Raw genomic sequence first — 18,705 nt, forward strand, 5'->3', positions numbered from 1 at the left:
GCATGGACGTGATGCCGCTGCTGTTGCTGGTGGCGGGCAGTGCGGCGGTCGCCGCGGCGGGACGGCGCTTCCCGGTGCCGGTGCCGCTGCTGCTGGTCGCGGCCGGACTGGCGGTCAGCTACGTACCGAAGGTGCCCGACTACACCCTCGACCCGCACATCGTGCTGCCGCTGCTGCTGCCCCCGCTGCTCTACACCGCCGCCACCGACAGCTCCTACCTGGACCTGCGGGCCCAGATGCGGCCGGTGGCCCTGCTCTCCGTCGGGTACGTGCTGTTCGCGACGTTCGCGGTCGGCTGGGCCGCCTACCTGATCGTGCCGGGGCTGCCGCTGACCGCGGCGCTGGTGCTGGGCGCGGTGGTGGCGCCGCCGGACGCCGTCGCCGCCACGGCGGTCGCGCGCCGGGTGGGGCTGCCCTCGCGGATCACCACGATCCTGCAGGGCGAGTCCCTGGTGAACGACGCCACCGCGATCACCGCCTACAAGGTGGCGCTCGCGGCGGCGGTCGGCGAGGGCGCCACCTGGGCCGGCGGGATCGGGGAGTTCCTGATCGCCGCGGTCGGCGGCGTCGGTGTCGGCCTGGTGCTGATGGCGCCGCTGCACTGGCTGCGCACGCACGTGCGGGAGGCGCTGCTGCAGAACACGCTCTCCCTGCTGATCCCGTTCGTGGCCTACTCGGTCGCCGAGCAGGTGCACGCCTCCGGCGTCCTCGCGGTGGTCGTCGTCGCCCTCTACCTCGGCCACCGCGCGTGGGAGGTCGACTTCGCCACCCGGCTCCAGGAGGAGGCGGTGTGGAAGATGGTCGCCTTCGTCCTGGAGTCGGCCGTGTTCGCCCTGATCGGCCTCCAGTTGCCGGTGGTCCTGCGGGGACTCGGGGCGTACGAGGGGATCGACGCCGCCTGGTACGCGATCCTGCTCTTCGTGGTGGTGGTCGTCACCCGGTTCCTGTGGGTGTACCCGGCCACCTTCCTGCCGCGCGTCCTGTCGGCACGCATCCGCGCGCGCGAGGAGAACCCCACCTGGAAGACGCCGTTCGTCATCGGCTGGGCCGGGATGCGCGGCGTGGTCTCCCTGGCGATCGCCTTCTCGATCCCCCTCACCGTGCACGGCGGCGACCCCTTCCCCGAGCGCAACCTCATCCTGTTCCTGACGTTCACCACGGTCATCGGCACCCTGGTGGTCCAAGGCGTGACCCTGCCCCCGCTGATCCGGCTGCTGAAGTTCGCCGGCCGCGACCCCCAGGCCGAGACGCTCGCCGAGGCCAACGCCCAGGCACAGGCGTCCCGGGCCGCCGAGCGGCGCCTGGACGACCTCCTGGCGGACGACCGCAACGCCCTGCCGGGCCCGCTCGCCGAGCGCCTGCGCACGGTCCTGGAGCGCCGCCGCAACGCCGTCTGGGAACGGCTCGGCCAGGTCAACCCGGTCACCGGCGAGACCGTCGACGACACCTACCGCCGGCTCTCCCGGGAGATGATCAGCGCCGAGCGCGAGGTGTTCGTCAAGCTGCGCGACGGCCGCTACATCGACGACGAGATGCTGCGCGTCCTGCTGCGCCGCCTGGACCTGGAGGAGGCCGCCGCGTACCGGGAGGCCGCCTAGTCAGAGCGTTCGCTCGGGGAAAGGGCGGCCGGTGATCACGGCCGCCAGCGTCGTCCCGCGCGGGAAGGCGCCCTCCTCGGTGAGGGCGAGCAGGGCGTAGAGCGCCTTGGCGACGTACAGGCGCTCCACGGGCACCCCGTGGCGGCGTTCGAAGTCCGCGGCGAAGGCGTCCAGCGCGGGGGAGACCCGGGCGTAACCGCCGAAGTGGAAGCGGTCGTCCAGCCACCACGCGCCCCGGGGCCCGCCGAAGGCCGCCTGCTGGAGACGGCGTATGTCGCCGTCCAGGAAGCCGCCCTTGAGCACGGGCACGCCCAGCGCCCGCCGCCCGGGGGCGAGCCCGGCGGCCAGCCCCGCCAGGGTGCCCCCGGTGCCGCACGCCACGGCGACGACGTCGGCCCGGTCGCCCAGCTCCGCGCCCAGCTCCCGGCAGGCGCGCACCGCCGCGGCGTTGCTGCCACCCTCGGGGACGACGTACGCGTTCTCGGCGTCGCAATCGCGAAGGAGCGCGGCGAGCACCGCGGGCTCGGTCTTGCGCCGGTACGTCGCCCGGTCGACGAAGCGCAGCCGCATCCCGTCGGCGGCGCACCGGGCCAGGGACGGGTTCAGCGGCCGGCCGGCCAGCTCGTGGCCGCGGACCACGCCCACGGTGCTCAGGCCCAGGAGGCGGCCCGCGGCGGCGGTGGCGCGCAGATGGTTGGAGTAGGCGCCGCCGAAGGTGACGACCGGGCGGCCGGCCGCCGCCGCGAGGTTCGGTGCGAGCTTGCGCCACTTGTTGCCGATCAGCTCCGGGTGCACCAGGTCGTCGCGTTTGAGAAGCAGACGGACACCGTGCCGCTCGAAGCGGTCGTCCCGCACCTCCCGCAGCGGTGACGGCAGGCGGGGGCGCAGGACGTCCAGGGCGGTCATCCCGCCATTGTCGGACACCGGCTCACTTCAGGCGGTCCCGGATCCGCTCGCGCATCGACGCCATCGTGAACCCGCGCGGGTCCACCTTCCCCGGCTGCCACTCCAGGTGTCCGATGACGGACCGCTCGTTCCAGTCGTGGTAGCGGCAGATCGCGGCGGCCACCCGCTCGACGGCCTCCAACTGGACGGCCGGCCACGGGTCCTCGCCGTCGCCCAGGTTCTCGCACTCGAAGCCGTAGAAGTACCGGTTGCCGTCGGTGTTGGCCTCGTTGTCCTTCGGCAGCCCCTTCTCCGCGATCACGGCGCGCAGCACCTCGTCGTCGCCGAGGCCCGCGTGGTTGGCCCGGCCATGGCCGATCAGATGGACCCGGCCGTCCTTGGTGATCACGCCGTGGCACAGGGGGCCCGGCAGGTCCTCGTAGCCCTTGCGGCAGATCTCCACGGTCCGGGCGCTGCCCTTGGTCACCGTGTGGTGGATCATGACCCCGTGGACCGGGCCCCAGGGCCCCTTGTGGTTGCGGTTGTGGGTCCGCCAGTCGCCGACCTCGACGACCGTGACCCCCTCCGCCTTCAACGCCTTGACCAGACTGCTCGCGGACATGGGTGTAGCCATGGGCCGCTCCTTCGTCCCGCACGGCGACCGCCCGGCGCGATCCGCTCGTACCGGTTGCGTATACCGCAACGCGGTGATCGCCAGCCAGCCGTTCGGACCGTGTGCGAGCCGAACCGGCCAGCGTCCGGAATCCGGTCGCCGGAGAGGCGGTGGAACGAGCCCTTATGGTGCCCCGCCACAGGCCCGTCCATTCCCGCTCTTTCGGGTAATAGCACCGCCCCGGCGGGTGAGGAAGGCTGACCCGTGCACATCGATGCCGGGCGCACGGACGCGCCGGGCAGGACCGGGAAGGCAATCCTTTATGTCGGTAGGCGATGAGGTCCGCAGCACCGAGCAGACCAGGCCGCAGCAGTCCCTCGGCACGGCGGCCGCGCGGAACCTGGCCACCACGACCAAGTCCGTGCCCCAGATGCAGGAGATCAGCTCGCGCTGGCTGCTGCGCACACTGCCCTGGGTCGACATCCAGGGCGGTACGTACCGGGTGAACCGGCGTTTAACCTTCGCCGTGGGCGACGGCCGGGTCACGTTCGTGAAGACGGGTGACCGGGTCGAAGTCATCCCCGCGGAGCTGACCGAGCTGCCGGCCCTGCGCTCGTACGAGGACGACGAGGTGCTCTCGGAGCTGGCCCGGCGCTGCGAGCAGCGGGAGTTCGGCCCCGGCGACGTGATCGCCTCGTTCGGCAGCCAGACCGAAGAGGTCTACCTGCTGGCGCACGGCAAGGTCGAGAAGGTCGGCACCGGCCCCTACGGCGACGACGCGGTGCTCGGCGTCCTCGCCGACGGCGCCTACTTCGGCGACCAGGCCCTGCTCGACGCGGACGCCATCTGGGAGTACACCGCCCGCGCGGTGACCGCCTGCACGGTCCTGGTACTGCCCCGCCAGGCGGTCGAGCAGGTCTCGGAGCGCAGCGACTCCCTGCGCGACCACATCCAGCAGCGGCGCTCCATCCCCCAGCAGCGCACCAACAAGCACGGGGAGAAGGAGATCGACCTCGCCGCCGGCCACACCGGCGAACCGGACATCCCGCACACCTTCGTCGACTACGAGGCCAAGCCCCGCGAGTACGAACTGAGCGTCGCCCAGACCGTCCTGCGCATCCACTCGCGCGTGGCCGACCTCTACAACCAGCCGATGAACCAGACCGAGCAGCAGATCCGGCTGACGGTCGAGGCGCTCAAGGAGCGCCAGGAGCACGAGCTGATCAACAACCGCGAGTTCGGCCTGCTGCACAACTGCGAGTACGACCAGCGGATCCAGCCGCACGACGGCGTCCCCAGCCCGGACGACCTGGACGAGCTGCTCAGCCGCCGCCGCGGCACCAGGCTGCTCTTCGCCCACCCGCGCGCGATCGCCGCCATCGGACGCGAGCTGAACAAGCGGGGACTGGTCCCGGAGACCATCGACATCGCCGGCAACCGGATCCCCACCTGGCGGGGCGTGCCGATCTACCCGTGCAACAAGATCCCGGTCAGCGAGGCCCGGACCACCTCGATCATCGCCATGCGTACCGGCGAGGCCGACCAGGGTGTCATCGGGCTGCGCGCCACCGGCATCCCGGACGAGATCGAGCCCAGCCTGTCGGTGCGCTTCATGGGCATCAACGAACAGGCCATCATCAAGTACCTGGTGACCGCCTACTACTCGGCCGCGGTCCTGGTGCCGGACGCGCTCGGCGTCCTGGAGAACGTCGAGATCGGCCGCTGGCGATGACCCCTCCTCCCGCACGCCGTGTCCCCGTCCCGCCGGGCGGGGACGTCCCGGGGGGTACGGGAGGCGGTCCCGCCGGCACGCTGGAGAGGCAGGGGGCGATCGGGACGCAGCGCACGAACGGGCCGCGGAGCTCCGAGGGGCGGGCACCGGGCGAGTCCGAGGGACACGAGGCGACGACGCTGCTGCGCCGCGCGCGGGCGGCGGTCGACCCGGAACTGCGTGCGGCCGTCGGTGAGTTGCCCGCCGCACTGGGCCGGGTGGCCCGCTACCACTTCGGCTGGAGCCACGCGGACGGCAGCCCGGCGACGGGCAACGCGGGCAAGGCGATCCGGCCCGCGCTCGTGCTCGCCTCGGCCGCCGCGGTCGGCGGAGCCCGGGCCCGCGCGGCGGCCGTCCGCGCGGCGGTCGCGGTGGAACTCGTGCACAACTTCACGCTGCTGCACGACGACGTGATGGACCGGGACACCACCCGTCGCCACCGGCCCACCGCCTGGACCGTGTTCGGCGACGCCGACGCGATCCTGGTCGGCGACGCCCTCCTGGCGCTGGCCCTGCGGCTGCTCGCCGCCGACCCGCACCCGGCGTCCGCGGCGGCGGTCGCCCGGCTCGCGGACTGCGTGGTGGAGCTGTGCGCCGGACAGCAGACGGACACGGCGATGGAGCGGCGCCGGCCGGACGAGGTCACCCTGGCGGAGACCCTCGCCATGGCCGAGGCCAAGACCGGCGCGCTGCTGGGCTGCGCCTGCGCCCTGGGCGGGCTGTACGCGGGTGCCGAGGAGGACGACGTGGCGGCGCTGGACGCGTTCGGCCGGGAGGCGGGGCTGGCGTTCCAGCTCATCGACGACGTCATCGGCCTGTGGGGCGACCCGGACCGCACCGGCAAGCCGGCCGGGGCGGACCTGGCGGCCCGCAAGAAGTCGCTGCCGGTGGTCGCCGCGCTCACCTCCGGCACCCCGGCGGCGGCCGAGCTGGCCGAGCGGTACGCGATGCCGTACGAGGAGGGAGCGGAGGACCTGGAGCGCACCGCGCTGGCCGTGGAGCGGGCGGGCGGCCGGGACTGGGCGCAGACCCAGGCGGCCGACCGGATGGCCCGCGCGATGCAGGAACTGTCCCGTGCCGTCCCCGAACCGGAGGCGGCGGGCGGCCTCCTCGCCCTGGCGGAGTTCGTCACCCGCCGCACCGCGTGAGCCCGGGCGCCGCCGTCTCCCCCACCCAGCGTCCGCCGCGGGCACCGGCCCAGGAGCCCGGTGCCCGCGGCGGGGCGCCACCCCGGTCCCGTTCCCCCGCCGACCTGGAACCCGCAGCGAGCGCCGACCCAGGCCAGTCCCCGCCGCTCCGCACCTTCCCCCACCGACCCCGGAGCCCGTAACAGGGCCGTACGGTTCCGACACCGTGCGGTCGCACCGCGCGGGCTCCGGTCCCGGCGGGTCCCGCACTGCCCCACGGTGTGCGGGACCCGCCTCAGGCGTACCCCGAGCCCCCGCCAGTCCCACCGGTTACGCTCAACCCCCGTACGGACACTGGCCGTTGAGACGAAGGGGTGGGGCATGGGCGTGGCGATCCGGACGGCGGGGGAGGACGACCGGGACACGGTCGTGCGACTGCTGGACGCGGCCTTCCAGGACGACCCGGTCAGCACCTGGGTCTTCCCCGGCGCGGAGTACCGCCGCCGGACGCACCACCGGCTGATGGCCGCCTTCACCGACATCGTCCTCGCCGAGGGTCGCGTCGACCTCACCGAGGACGGCTCGGCCTGCGCGCTCTGGCTGCCGATACCCGCCGACGCACCCGACGACGACGGTGACGACGAACCGGCGCGGATCCGCGAGGCCGTCGACCCGGACAACGAGCGCGTGGAGCTGATCGCCCGGCTCACCGCCGATGTGCATCCCACGGGCCGGGCCCACGAGTACCTGTGGATGATCGGCGTCACCCCCGAGCGGCAGGGCGAGGGCTTGGGCACCGCGCTCATCGGCTCGGTCCTCGACCGCTGCGACCGCGCCGGCACACCCGCCTACCTGGAGGCCAGCAGCGCCCGCAGCTCCGGCCTGTACCAGCGCCTGGGATTCACCCTCACCGGCCGCCCCCTGGAACTCCCGTACGACGGCCCCCGGATGTGGCCGATGTGGCGCGAGCCGGGGGCGGTGGCCGGGTAGCCCCGCCGCGAGGCGTCCCGGACAGCGCTGAGGGCCCGGCCGGTACGGCCGGGCCCCTGCAGGATGCCCAAAGGCCCGCGATGGTGCACCGATCGCCGGCCGACCAGGGTCACGCCTTCTTGGTCTCCTAGTAATGGGCCGGGTCGGTGACCTGCGAGGATGTCTCCTGCGGGTCGCTGACCTGGCCGTTTGGTGATTGGTGGTGATGGGGTGCGACGGTCCTGATCGGGTGTTCTGCGGACTGTGTGCGGACTGGGCCGGGACTGATGCGATATCACTGCACGGTTCTGAACGCTCCGCTACGGTGAGCCGTACGGCCGCTGATAGCACGATGCCACCGAGGAACATATGGACGAGTCTGTTGCACCGGATGCTGCTCGGCCCGGGGGTGAAACGGCATCTGGACCCGCTGCTGCTCCCGAAGATGCGACGGCCGGAGGCGACATCGCTGCAGCCGGTGAAACTGAGCGAGGATCGAGCACCTATGCGACCGGCGGTGGTGGTGTTTCGTTCGCGCACCGCGTCGCGGCTGTCTATCTCGCTGGCATGTTGACTGGCGCACGACGGACGGAGGTATCTGAGCTGCCGGTCCGGAGGGTGTCGTTCCAAACCGGTCCGGCGCACCCGGTGGACGATCTTCTGATCGAATGCGGCGATGCGGCAGCCGAGGTCATCCTTGCCGTGGCATGTCGAGCAACGCCGAACTTCGTCCAGAGCCACGGCGACACGGTGAAGCTCGTCGGGTCCATGCTCGCCGAGGTCGAGAGGTTCGACGCCGACACTCACCAGGTCGCCGTAGCGACCGCCGGTCGGTCCGATCAGTGGGACCAGCTCGCAACGCTCTGCGGCATCGCGCGTGCTCATGCCGACCCGGAGTCGTTCCAAGCGTCCATGGACGTCGAACGCCGCTGGTCCAAGCCGGTGCGTAAGCGGCATGAGCATTTTCTGGAGATGGTCGAGAAGGTCGTCGAAGACGACACAACGCAGGAAGAGATCCTGCGGCTGGAGTGGCGGCTGCTTGGCCGGCTGCACATCCTCGGTTTTGCGGTTCAGAGCCCGGACGAAGGCGACCGCACAGCGGTCGCGACGTCGCTGGACAGCGTGGCCTCGGCTGCCGCCGACGGGGTGGTGGTCCGGGACCGTCTCGAGGTCGAGGCAACCCGCTACGACGCGACTGGCGCTGTGGTGGACCTCAAGGTGCTCCGCCGTGACATTCACGTGGTCTTGGACTCGGCTACGACTCGAAGTCGGCACGCCTGGTCGGTGCTTGCTGAGCAACGCAAGTTGGCCGTTGCCGGTGTGCGGGCCACTATCGGTGATGAGTCGTCCGGAGGGCCGGTCGAGATCTCGTTCGCCGACCGCCGCGAACGACTCGCTCATGCCCTGCGCGAGGCCGGTACCCGTGCTTCGGCTTTGTTGGTATCTGGCGAGTCGGGCATCGGTAAGAGTGCGCTGACTCTGTCGGCCGTTGCAGAGTTGGAAGCCGCAGACCCCGCCGGGTTCCGGGGGGCGGTGGTGAACTTCCGTGGCATGCCGCAGTCGAGTTTGGAGCTGCGAGCTGCGCTCGGGGTTTCGCTGGAGGACGTGCTCGCGGAGATATCGGCACCTTCTCGAGTACTGGTCATCGACGCTGCTGATGCTGCTCTGGAGCGGTCTGCTGGCCTGTTGAGTGACCTGGTGCTGGCCGCGGCTGCGGCGGGTGTTGGGCTCGTTGCGGTGACATCTGACGTGGCACTGGGTTTCGTGCGGGAGCAGGTGGAGCTGGGGTTCCCGAAGTCCATTTCGTCTTTTGAGATGCGGCCGTTGGGCGATGAGGACATATCCGTCGTCTCAGACCACTTTCCGCTTTTGCGTACGGTCCTGCGAGACCTGCCCGTGAACTCGCTGCTGAGAAGGCCCGTCGTACTGGATCTTCTGGCTCGAACCGGGGCGGAGCCAGATAGCTCACTGGGTGAGTGGGAATGCCTTGATCTGGTGTGGAGCAGGATTGTGCGGGGCGATGGGCGGCCCGGTGTCGGCTCGGCGGAGGCACGCGAACAGACACTGCTCGCGGTAGCCGCAGAGACCATGAAGCTGCCCCAGGACCGTCGACCTGACGCAGGCGTCGATGCCGCAGCGGTCGACATGCTGCGTCGGGATCATCTGCTTGCGCCACCGAGCCGGTATCGGAACCAGCCGGACTTTGCACATGACGAAGTCCGACGGTACGCGACCGCCATCCTTCTCGTCCGTGATCAGAGCCCCGCCGAGTTGCTGCAGGCAGCGGGAGCGCCCCGGTGGGCGCTGTCGGCCACCACTCTTGCGTGCGAGGGACTACTGAAAGCACCAGACGCTCGGCCCGTCCGGAAGTTCATCGAACTGCGCTCGCAGTTTGAGGTGTTCGCGGCAGCACGCGGACCCCGGTGGAGTGATGTTCCGGTTGAGGCGGTTCTGGCGACTCCATACGCGTACGAATGCCTGAAGTCAGCGTGCACGGATCAGGCGGTCGGCCTGGTGCTCGGCGACGTGGTTCGAGTTGTTCAGCAGCGGCATAAGGCGAACGGGCTGGTCGACCGTCTGGTCACGAACCCGGTTGTGCAACTTCTCCTCGATGACGAAAAGCCGTGGGACGTGTCGAAGGAGTCGTTCGAACTGCTCGCGGACTGGCTGCAAGCCCTGTCCCTAGCGGACGTTACGGCTGGCAACGAACTACGAGTCCGGCTTCGGGACCGTCTCGTTGCCTACTGGAACTCCTTCCCTCTACGCAAAAACAGCGGGGACATACCGTCTGGGTGGATGTCGCAGCGTCGGCGACGCCGACGCGAGCTGAATCACCACCTGACGAAGGAAGAGTTCGTCGAAACGTTGGCCCTGCTCGGCCCGGACATCGATGATGCCGCCGAAGCATGCCTTCGGGCCATCGCGGACGATGCGCCAGCGTTCCTGGCTCCGGCTGTGGACTCGCCGTTGAGCGCCCGAGCCTTGGCCCAGAAAGACCCCGAACTATTGGCGACGTTGATGGCGGCCTACTACATCGACGATCAGCCCAGCTGGCACCGAGACGAGGGTGTCCGAGGGCATCAGGGCCGATGGACCGGTTTCGGAGCACCCTTCTTCCAGTACTACTTCGGTGGGTTCTGGCAGCTGTTCCAGACAGCGCCCTTGCCGACATCGGTGCGGGTGTTGAACGACGTCCTGAACAGCGGTGCTCGGGCGCGCGTAACGACGCTGTCGCGGCTTAGGTCACCTGACGCGTTTGCTGAGCCTGTCCGGGCCCGGGACGAAAGCGCCGATGGCGAAACAGATAGCGCAGAGGGTGAAGACCTCGGTGCGGTTCTGAACCTTGACGGCACCGCCCGCCTGTACGTCGGCGACAGCCACGTGTGGAGCTGGTACCGGGGCACGTCAGTTGGCCCATACTCGGCTATGAGCGCGCTCCAGGCGATGGAACGTCTTGCTGACACATGGTTGAGTCAGGGGGCATCACCGAGGGTGATTGTCGAGACCCTCTTGAACGGCTGCGAAAACCTGGCGATTCCGGGGATGCTATTCGGTCTGCTAGTGCGCCACATTGAGAAAGTCGGCACCGAGCTCGACCTTTTCCTCGCCGAACCTGTGGTATGGGAGCTGGAGTTTGGCCGCAGGACGAGTGAGTACGTAGGGCTGCGTGCAGCAACTGAAGGACTCGCAAACCTTGAACGTCGCCAGTGGACACCGCGTGAGGTAGCCATGTGGCTGATGGTGCACGGCGGGAAGGAGCGTGCCCAGGCTTTGAAGAAGGTCGCCGACAAGCTTGTCGAGAACGGCGACCGGCTGAGCATTAGCCAGGAGTGTACGAAGAATTGGGCCGCTAGCCTGGACCCGGAGCAATATCGGGTTAAGCAGCATGGTGATCAGGTCTACATCGAGGTCGAACCACCGCTTGAGCTGCAAGCAGCGCAAGAGGCGCACGCGGCTCACCAGGAGGTCGTGCGGACCAGTCTGCGCCTGCAGAATCGGTACTGGGGCTCGACCAAGCACGACGCCGAGTACGTGCCGCCCTCGTCGGAGGAGATCGCTGCGGACCTGGCGGCAGGACGTGCTTTGGTCGAAGCCGATGAAGACCTGATGCCGAGTCGGCCTGTGGACGCCGTTGCCCATGTCGTTCGAGCTGCGGTCGAACGAGCCGCCGCTGGTGATATGGAGGCGCTGGGCAACGAAGAGCAGTTCGTAACTGAGTTCGTCATCGGAATCGTATTGTTGTTCCGGGAGGCCGAGGATCAACGTCACGAAGACCAGTTCTTCGATCTTGGTGCCGACCGAGCCGTGGCTCAAGCCTTGCCGGCGTTTCTCACACCCGCACTGGCAGGGCCGCTGGAAGCAGCCAGCGGCTCGATCGAAGATGTTGCCGAGGCCGGCCATGTGATGGCAGGCAAGGCGTCCTTGGAGACTCGGCTGTACCTGGCGCGCGGATGCGATGTCGTCTGGAGGTCCCCATGCCACTACGACTCTTGCATCCACCGGACCGCGTTGAACTGGCTTCTTGAGACCGCCCGTGGCGCAGAAATCGGTCTGTGGGACCAGAACGGTCAGCGACGGCCGAATGTCCGGATTGCTGGCGACGTTGCCGAACGGCTCCAGGAACTAACGGGTGACTGCGTTGATATCGCGGTTCTGGACGCGGCCATTCGCGGGCTCGGGGCAGCTGCGTCGGCGGACCACTGTTGCACCGACGACGCAGCTACGCTCCTCGCCGCGTTTCTCGACGTTGAGCGACGTGCCATGGTTGTGTACGAGAAGGAGGGCTGGACCGCGGACGACCGCGGGACGCACACCCTTGTCGCCGCACGGGCCCTGCTCGAATGCTTCGCGAGGGACGGTGACGCCGGGCCGGTGCTCGAACACCTCGACGTCCTTCGCGCAGACGCAGGGCTAATGTCGAATTTTCTCCACGGTCTTGCCGCGGCAGGTGCAGAGAACGAACGCTTGGCTGAAGCTGCGCGAGGTGTCTGGCCGTCGTTGCTGCGCCATGCCATTGGCTACCTAAATGATGACTCGAGCCCCTACCGTGACCATCATTGGGGCGACTGGGCTGCCGCTGCCCTGCTGCCGGACCCTCTTCCGTGGACGCAGGGCCTGTACAACGAGGTCGTCGGCGAACCCGTCGACTGGGTCCGCGCTGAGGACCTAGTCGAATCGATCGACGATTGGCTGCCGACTGCTCGCGGGGAGGCCCAGTCCGTCGACGCGCTCATCGGCATCCTGCGGAAGCTCCCGGAGGAAGTGCAGGCTACCCGTGGCGTGTATTGGGTTTCTGACCTCTGCATTCAAGATGGACGTGTCACGGTCAAGCGGTCGTGGCTCTCGAACAACTGGCTTAAGGAAATTCGTAGGACGGCCGAAGAAATCGGTGAATTGGACAAGTGGCAAGTGCTCGTCGATTCCTTGGTCGTCGCCGGAAATGAAGGACTGGCGCCATATAGCAGGTGATGGCTCAGGGCCTGCCCGATCTCTCGCGAGACTTCCGGGCTGCGAGATATGGTCGATCATGCGGGTACGTCGCGTCGGCAAGGGGCAGCAAGGTCGCGAGGGTTTGCATTCGGCGACTGGAACGCGCGATGGCATTGAGCAAGGAGGAAACGGCCTTGGTGTCTTGAATCACGCGCGAACGACCTTGGCTGACGTACGCCTATTGCGCACGGATGCCCTTGAAATAGTCCGGCTGCTATTGCCAGCCGTCAAGGGAGACCGCTGATCCTCCCCCTAGGTAATGGTGGAGGGCGCTTGACGTGGTGTCCACGAAGTTTTCAGGGATGGCGTCAGCGGCGACCCAGCGGACCTGGGCGTGCTTGCGAGGTTCGCGGTTCTCGGGTTCGCCGGTCCATTCCTCAGCGGCGAAGACGACCGTGAGGAAGCCGTTTGGGGCCTCGACGCCCCAGGCGCCGTGGATGATGTGGGCGACCTTGAGGGACTCGGGCTTCACGATGAGGCCCGTCTCCTCGTAGAGTTCGCGGACCGCGGTCTCCGTGATGGGCTCGCCCGGTTCGCTCTTGCCGACGGGGAGGTCCCACATGCCCTGGGCGAATTTTGCGGTCTCGCTGCGTTGGAGCAGGACGACGCGGTTGGTGACCTTGTCGTGGACGATGACCGCGGCGACCAGCAGCGTCATGGATTCGCGCGCTGACTTGAGGGCCTTCGGTTGGTCGTCGGTCTGCGGGGCCACGGTTTTCCCTTCGGCGGTCGGTTCCTGAGCATGTCAGGGGCGGACTCCCCCGGGGTGCGGCGTGAGGTGATTGCCTTCCGCGTCCGGTCGGAGAGACCGCTTCGGCGGCATGGGCCTGGGCGGCGAGGTTGAGGCCCACTGACCGGTGGTGTGGGCCGACAGCGGCGCGGCTCCGCCTGTGGCGCGTTGGAATGTGGCCCAGACACACTTCCCGGGGCCTACCCGCTCAGTCGTACCCCAACTGTCGGCGGTCGTCGAGACGATCAGCAGGCCGCGGCCGTCGACGGCGGAATCCGCTGGAGCACGTTGGACTGGAGCCTCCTCACGGGCGTCGTGGACCTCGATCCGCACCTGCTCGTCGAGAACCTCGACGCTTACGAGGATCATGCGGCCGGCGGGTGTCCCGTGGAGCAAGGCGTTGGTGACGAGTTCGGAGGTGCACACCCGGATGTCGTCGAGGCGGCTGGTCTCGCCCCATTCGGTCAGTGCGGCGACGACGAAGTCGCGAGCGGCACGTGGTGTGGTCCGGCTGCGGGGGAGGAGCATGGCGCGGTGCCGGCCCGTGCCCGGCAGGTGGTTCGGTGCGGCGTCGGGCGCCTCGTCGGTGGGTCCGATCGTCATGGCCGACAGCAAAGCGGCTTAACTCGTTCGGGTCGGGAGCCGCCGCGGGGGCCAAAGCGGGAGCCACTATGGGGGCCGGAGTCCACGTGTTCCTGGGGGACAGCTTGAACGGCACCGGGATCGGCTCGTTGCTCGTCCATCTGCGCACCGCACGCGGCTGGAGCCAGCAGAGGGTCGCCGACGAGTACAACGTCCTGGAAGGACGCCACGCGAAGACCGGCAAGGAGATCGGGCGCTACGAGCGTGAGGCACGGATTCCCGTTCCGTACGCCCGCAGGTACCTGGCTCAGGTCTTCGGTGTCGAGGTCGCTCTGCTCGACCGGGCCGCCGCCGTCAGCAAAGGGCGACGGGGCAGCGAAGCGGGTCCCGTGAAGGGCGAGAACGAGCCGCTCGCCCGATCGTTCCCATCGTCCGGCATTCGTGGCAAGACGTTGTCCGAGGACGCTGCGCGATCGGCCGAGTTCGCCCGGTTCATCGCGCGACGCAACGCCGACGAGGTGGTCGTCGAGCAGGTGGACGCGGATGTCGGTCGTCTTGCCCGTACGTACGTCAGTCACCCCTTGATGGAGCAGTACGTCGAGATCAAACGCTTGCGGGACGGCGTGTTCGAGCTGTTGCGGGGGCGTCAGCATCCCCGGCAGACCACCGACCTCTGTCTCTCCGCCTCGCGCCTCTGCGGCTTGTTCGCGCATGTCTGCCTCGACCTCGGCGACTACGGCTCCGCCGCCACCCATGCCCGCACCGCACGTGCCAGTGCCGCGGCGGCCGGACACGAGGGGATGCTTGCCTGGGTACGGGCCGTGGAGTCTCTGATCGCGTACTGGACCGGGCAGTACGAGCAGGCGGCACGGCTGGCCCATGAAGGCCGGCGGCACCGGGCGAGTGGCAGTATCCGCGCGCGTCTGGCGAGCCTGGAGGCACGGGCCTTGGCCATGGTGGGCGACTCGGTGGGTGCGCTCACCGCTCTGTCGGACGCCGAGCATGCCCGTGAGGCGATGTCCGGTCGGGGCGAGGAACCGGGGATCTTCGACTTCCCGGCCGCCAAGCAGTTCGCGTACGCCGGCACCACCCTCCTGGCCGTGGGAGGACGGCAGCACGTCCAGCGGGCCATCGGCAGCGCGAGGACGGCGATCCGCCTCTATCGCAGCGCGGACGGTGACGACCAGTCGGTCGGGGACTTGTTCGCCGCGCATCTCGATCTCGCCCGCGGGCACCTGCTCCTGGGCGACCTGGACGGGACCGAGGAGACGCTCGGTTTCGTGCTCCGGTCCTCACCGGAGCGCATGTCGGCCAGCATCGTGCGCCGCCTGACCGCTCTCGGGCGGGAGTTGGCGGGGCCGCAGTACGGTGGAGCCACGCAGGCGGTGCACCTGCGCGAACGACTTCAGCACATCGCCGTCCGTGCTTCCTCGCCAGCCGCCCGCCCTCCGGAGTCGCCGACGTGACCGATCCGTCCGCCGCCCACGATGCCGCTGTCACCGACCGGACCCGCCTGGTGGGCAGCGCCTACAACGGAGACCGGGACCTGGCCGCCCGGCAGTCGCTCTACCGGTGGCAGACGCCCCGGTACGACCTGCCCGGCCTGGTCGCCGAGCGACTCGGCGACGTACGCGGGAGCGTCGTCGACATCGGCTGTGGCAACGGCAAGTTCATCCAACGGCTCCGCCAGGACCGCCCCGACCTGTCCCTGCTCGGACTCGACATCGCCCCCGGAATCATTGCCGGTGTCCCCGGTCCGGTTGCCGTGGCGGACGCGACGAGGCTTCCGCTGGCGACGCGGAGCATGGACGCCGCTCTGGCGCTCCACATGCTCTACCACGTGTCCGACATTCCCCAGGCGGTCGAGGAACTGGCCCGTGTCATCACCCGCGGCGGGGTGGTGATCGCCTCCACCAACAGCGACCGTGACAAGGCCGAACTCGACGACCTCTGGCAGCGGGCCGCCGGTGACGTCCTCGGTACCGGCCGGGGTCCGGCTCGCATCTCGCTCAGCGCCCGTTTCTCCCTCGAGAAGGCACCGGCTCTCCTCGGCGAACGATTCCGCCGCGTGGAGGTCATCGAACTGCCGGGAACCATCACGGTCCACGAGCCCGGGCCCGTCATCGCCCACATGGCTTCGTACCGCGCCTGGGCGGACCAGCACGAGGTGCCCTTCGACGCGACGATCGACCGGGCCCGCACGCTCGTCGCCGATCACATCGCCCGCGACGGCACGTACCGGATCACCTGCCTCGGCGGCATCCTCGTCTGCCGCCCCTGAGATCCCTCAACCAGTGGCGCTGCCAGACCCGGTGGAACGTCGCCCGCAAGGCGCTCCAGGCGGCCGGGAACGAGGCCCCCGAGCGGGCGCGCGTCCGCCCTCACCATGCCGTGGATCGACGCGTACCTGTGGCCGCGCAGACAGGACCGCACCCGGTCCGTCATGGACGCCGTGCTCGGCGGACTGCGGACCGGGTGCGGACCGGAAGACCATGCGAACAAGGAAACCGCAGGTCAAACGGCATGATCGAAGATCACGCCTTCTTGGTCTCCCAGAAGATCTTGTCGATCTGGGCGATGTAGTCCAGCGCCTTCTGGCCGGTGGCCGGGTCGGTGGACGCCTTGGCGGCCGAGAGGGCCTTCAGGGTGTCGTTGACCAACTGGTGCAGCTCCGGGTACTTCTCGAAGTGCGGGGCCTTGAAGTAGTCGCTCCACAGGACCGACACGTGGTGCTTGGCCAGCTCCGCGCGCTGCTCCTTGATGACGGTGGCGCGGGCCTGGAAGTGCGGGTCGTCGTTGCCGGCCATCTTCTCCTGGACGGCCTTGACCGACTCCGCCTCGATGCGGGCCTGGGCAGGGTCGTACACGCCGCAGGGAAGGTCGCAGTGGGCGCTGACCTTGACCTTGGGGGCAAACAGGCGGGAAAGCATGAAGCATTCCTTCCTCGTGATCGTCTTCTCAGGGGGGACATTACTCCCCTGGAGGCCCGTTTTCGCGAGTGCCCCCGTGGGCTTAGGACAAAAGTCCGGGGTGACACTGGGACTGGTGGAGGAATGACCGGGGAGGTGCCGGGTGATGCCGGAGCTGTCGCAGGAGACCGGCCGTGCGAGAGGGCCGCTGCCCTTCGGGCCGGCCGAGGTGACCGGACCGTCGATGGTGCCGACGCTGTACCACGGGGACCTGCTGCTGGTGCACTGGGGAGCCCGGGTGCGGCCCGGTGACGTGGTGGTGCTGCGGCACCCGTTCCAGCAGGACCTGCTCGTCGTCAAGCGGGCCGCGCAGCGGCGCGAGGGCGGCTGGTGGGTGCTCGGGGACAACGCGTACGCCGGGGGCGACAGCACGGACTACGGGGTGGTGCCCGAGGACCTGGTCCTGGGCACGGTACGGCTGCGCTACCGGCCGCTCGGGCCGGGCCGGCGGTCGCCGTTCGCGCTGGTCCGCTGGGCGCTGTCGGCGGTCAGGCCGGTGCTGTCCGACCGGTCGGCCGCCAGGCGCTTGCGGGCCCGGTAGGCGGCCACGTTGGCGCGGGTGGCGCAGCGGTCGGAGCAGTAGCGGCGGGAGCGGTTGGTGGAGGTGTCCAGGTAGGCGTTGCGGCACGGGGTCGCCTCGCACACGCCCAGGCGGTCCACGCCGTACTCGGTGAGGTGGAAGGCCAGGCCCATCGCGGCGATCGCGGCGTACCCGGCGGTCGCGTTCGACGGGTGGTCGGCCAGGTGCATGTGCCACAGCGGGCGGCCGTCGTCGTCCCGGAAGTCGTGGCCGGAGATCTGGGGGCTGACCGGGAACTCCAGGAGCAGGGAGTTCAGCAGGTCCACCGCCAGGGTCTCGTCGCCGCCGTCGGCCGCGTCGAAGACCGCGCGCAGCCGGGCCCGGACCCCGCGGAACCGGGTCACGTCCGCCTCGGTGGCCCGCCGGGCCGCCGACTGGTTGTCGCCGAACAGGTCGCGGACGGCCTCCACGGACGTCAGCGAGTCCTTGCCCCGGACCGGCTCCTCGGTGTTGACGAGGCGTACGGCGTAATCCGAGTAATAGGCCAGTTCCACTTGTAGTCCTTACGAAGGGGCTCTATGGTCGTGCCTGCGGTCGGGTAATGAGCGATCGTGCTTCCAGGGTATTACGTGACGGATCCGAGGAGGGGCTCGATGACGGACGCGGACACCACCACGACCGGTGCCGACTGGGGGGCCTGGCAGAAGAGCTGGGACCGGCAGCAGGAGTGGTACATGCCCGACCGCGAGGAACGCTTCCGCATCATGCTCGACATGGTGGAGGCCCTGGTCGGCCGGACGCCGCGCGTCCTGGACCTCGCCTGCGGCACCGGCAGCATCACGGCCCGGCTGCTCGCCCGCTTCCCCGGGGCCACCAGCACCGGTGTCGACCTCGACCCGGCGCTGCTGGCCATCGCCGAGGGCACCTTCGGCGGCGACGACCGGGTCACCCTGGTCACGGCCGACCTCAAGGACCCCGGCTGGACGGCCGGGCTGCCGTACGACTCCTACGACGCGGTGCTGACCGCCACGGCCCTGCACTGGCTGCACGCCGAACCCCTCGCGGCCCTCTACGGCCAGATCGCGGAACTCGTCCGCGACGGCGGTGTGTTCCTGAACGCGGACCACATGATCGACGACACGACGCCCCGGATCAACGAGGCCGAGCGGGCGCAGCGGCACGCGCGCATGGAGGAGGCCCGGCGCGAGGGCGCCCTGGACTGGGCCGAGTGGTGGCGGCTCGCCGCCGCGGACCCGGTCCTCGCCGAGCCGACGGCCCGGCGCTTCGCGCTCTACGGCGAGCACGCCGAGGGCGACACCCCGCCGGTGGCCTGGCACGCGCGCGTGCTGCGCGAGAAGGGCTTCGGCGAGGTGCGGCCCGTGTGGTGCTCGCCGTCGGACACGCTGCTGCTCGCGCTGAAGTAGCCGCCGGAGCGGAGGAAGGGGGCGGTA

The 18,705-nt window shown here is 69.5% G+C and carries 15 protein-coding genes; 9 read left to right on the plus strand and 6 right to left on the minus strand.

Going from position 1 to position 18,705, the window contains the following annotated elements; genetic code table 11:
* Positions 1-2: 2 nt before the first annotated feature.
* Positions 3-1,598, plus strand: coding sequence for a Na+/H+ antiporter (locus tag IE316_RS24745; protein WP_190206667.1), 1,596 nt, complete (start codon positions 3-5; stop codon positions 1,596-1,598).
* Here IE316_RS24745 and IE316_RS24750 read toward each other — a convergent pair whose 3' ends face one another.
* Positions 1,599-2,504, minus strand: a complete 906-nt coding sequence (locus IE316_RS24750; RefSeq protein WP_190206668.1) for a 1-aminocyclopropane-1-carboxylate deaminase/D-cysteine desulfhydrase — start codon at positions 2,502-2,504, stop codon at positions 1,599-1,601.
* A 22-nt stretch (positions 2,505-2,526) separates the two neighbouring features.
* Positions 2,527-3,117 (minus strand): N-acetylmuramoyl-L-alanine amidase, encoded by a 591-nt coding sequence (locus IE316_RS24755; RefSeq protein ID WP_190206669.1) that lies wholly within the window; start codon positions 3,115-3,117, stop codon positions 2,527-2,529.
* Positions 3,118-3,418: 301 nt separating this feature from the next.
* On the opposite strand from IE316_RS24755, the gene IE316_RS24760 reads away from it, so the two are divergent.
* The 4 genes from IE316_RS24760 (at position 3,419) to IE316_RS24775 (ending at position 12,432) form a co-directional block, all read left to right on the plus strand.
* Positions 3,419-4,828: a family 2B encapsulin nanocompartment shell protein gene (locus IE316_RS24760; protein ID WP_190206670.1), complete on the plus strand. Its 1,410-nt coding sequence runs from the start codon at positions 3,419-3,421 to the stop codon at positions 4,826-4,828.
* Positions 4,825-6,015: a family 2 encapsulin nanocompartment cargo protein polyprenyl transferase gene (locus tag IE316_RS24765; RefSeq protein WP_190206671.1), complete on the plus strand. Its 1,191-nt coding sequence runs from the start codon at positions 4,825-4,827 to the stop codon at positions 6,013-6,015. Before IE316_RS24760 ends, IE316_RS24765 begins: the two co-directional genes overlap by 4 nt.
* A 360-nt stretch (positions 6,016-6,375) precedes the next feature.
* Complete coding sequence (locus IE316_RS24770) at positions 6,376-6,984, plus strand: GNAT family N-acetyltransferase (RefSeq protein WP_190206672.1); 609 nt, start codon at positions 6,376-6,378, stop codon at positions 6,982-6,984.
* 627 nt (positions 6,985-7,611) lie between these two features.
* The gene (locus IE316_RS24775) at positions 7,612-12,432 is read left to right on the plus strand and encodes an ATP-binding protein (RefSeq protein ID WP_229910544.1); all 4,821 of its coding nucleotides are present in this window, start codon (positions 7,612-7,614) and stop codon (positions 12,430-12,432) included.
* Between the two features lie 235 nt (positions 12,433-12,667).
* Here IE316_RS24775 and IE316_RS24780 read toward each other — a convergent pair whose 3' ends face one another.
* Positions 12,668-13,165, minus strand: coding sequence for an NUDIX domain-containing protein (locus tag IE316_RS24780; protein ID WP_190206673.1), 498 nt, complete (start codon positions 13,163-13,165; stop codon positions 12,668-12,670).
* A 33-nt stretch (positions 13,166-13,198) separates the two neighbouring features.
* On the minus strand, positions 13,199-13,786 hold the full coding sequence (locus IE316_RS24785) for an ATP-binding protein (protein WP_229910545.1): 588 nt from the start codon (positions 13,784-13,786) through the stop codon (positions 13,199-13,201).
* A gap of 104 nt (positions 13,787-13,890) precedes the next feature.
* Here IE316_RS24785 and IE316_RS24790 point away from each other — a divergent pair, with 104 nt between their 5' ends.
* Positions 13,891-15,231 (plus strand): helix-turn-helix domain-containing protein, encoded by a 1,341-nt coding sequence (locus IE316_RS24790; protein WP_190206827.1) that lies wholly within the window; start codon positions 13,891-13,893, stop codon positions 15,229-15,231.
* Positions 15,228-16,046: a class I SAM-dependent methyltransferase gene (locus IE316_RS24795; RefSeq protein ID WP_190206674.1), complete on the plus strand. Its 819-nt coding sequence runs from the start codon at positions 15,228-15,230 to the stop codon at positions 16,044-16,046. Before IE316_RS24790 ends, IE316_RS24795 begins: the two co-directional genes overlap by 4 nt.
* 253 nt (positions 16,047-16,299) lie before the next feature.
* On the opposite strand, the gene sodN is transcribed toward IE316_RS24795, so the two are convergent.
* Positions 16,300-16,695: a superoxide dismutase, Ni gene (gene sodN, locus IE316_RS24800; protein WP_014674929.1), complete on the minus strand. Its 396-nt coding sequence runs from the start codon at positions 16,693-16,695 to the stop codon at positions 16,300-16,302.
* A 145-nt stretch (positions 16,696-16,840) separates the two neighbouring features.
* Here sodN and sodX point away from each other — a divergent pair, with 145 nt between their 5' ends.
* Complete coding sequence (gene sodX, locus IE316_RS24805) at positions 16,841-17,275, plus strand: nickel-type superoxide dismutase maturation protease (protein ID WP_190206675.1); 435 nt, start codon at positions 16,841-16,843, stop codon at positions 17,273-17,275.
* Here sodX and IE316_RS24810 read toward each other — a convergent pair.
* Entirely contained in the window at positions 17,158-17,808 is a 651-nt protein-coding gene (locus IE316_RS24810; protein WP_190206676.1) for a CGNR zinc finger domain-containing protein, read from the minus strand. The genes sodX and IE316_RS24810 overlap by 118 nt on opposite strands.
* Positions 17,809-17,907: 99 nt before the next feature.
* On the opposite strand from IE316_RS24810, the gene IE316_RS24815 reads away from it, so the two are divergent.
* Entirely contained in the window at positions 17,908-18,678 is a 771-nt protein-coding gene (locus tag IE316_RS24815; RefSeq protein ID WP_190206677.1) for a class I SAM-dependent methyltransferase, read from the plus strand.
* Positions 18,679-18,705: the final 27 nt, after the last annotated feature.

The sequence above is a fragment of the Streptomyces fumanus genome (assembly GCF_014655295.1).
GTDB lineage: Bacteria > Actinomycetota > Actinomycetes > Streptomycetales > Streptomycetaceae > Streptomyces > Streptomyces fumanus.

Bases quoted from the DNA above. Each gene is read 5' to 3' on its own strand.
- IE316_RS24745 (WP_190206667.1), top strand. From the start codon at position 3: ATGGACGTGATGCCGCTGCTGTTGCTGGTGGCGGGCAGTGCGGCGGTC.
- IE316_RS24750 (WP_190206668.1), bottom strand. From the start codon at position 2,504: ATGACCGCCCTGGACGTCCTGCGCCCCCGCCTGCCGTCACCGCTGCGG.
- IE316_RS24755 (WP_190206669.1), bottom strand. From the start codon at position 3,117: ATGGCTACACCCATGTCCGCGAGCAGTCTGGTCAAGGCGTTGAAGGCG.
- IE316_RS24760 (WP_190206670.1), top strand. From the start codon at position 3,419: ATGTCGGTAGGCGATGAGGTCCGCAGCACCGAGCAGACCAGGCCGCAG.
- IE316_RS24765 (WP_190206671.1), top strand. From the start codon at position 4,825: ATGACCCCTCCTCCCGCACGCCGTGTCCCCGTCCCGCCGGGCGGGGAC.
- IE316_RS24770 (WP_190206672.1), top strand. From the start codon at position 6,376: ATGGGCGTGGCGATCCGGACGGCGGGGGAGGACGACCGGGACACGGTC.
- IE316_RS24785 (WP_229910545.1), bottom strand. From the start codon at position 13,786: ATGACGATCGGACCCACCGACGAGGCGCCCGACGCCGCACCGAACCAC.
- sodN (WP_014674929.1), bottom strand. From the start codon at position 16,695: ATGCTTTCCCGCCTGTTTGCCCCCAAGGTCAAGGTCAGCGCCCACTGC.
- sodX (WP_190206675.1), top strand. From the start codon at position 16,841: ATGCCGGAGCTGTCGCAGGAGACCGGCCGTGCGAGAGGGCCGCTGCCC.
- IE316_RS24815 (WP_190206677.1), top strand. From the start codon at position 17,908: ATGACGGACGCGGACACCACCACGACCGGTGCCGACTGGGGGGCCTGG.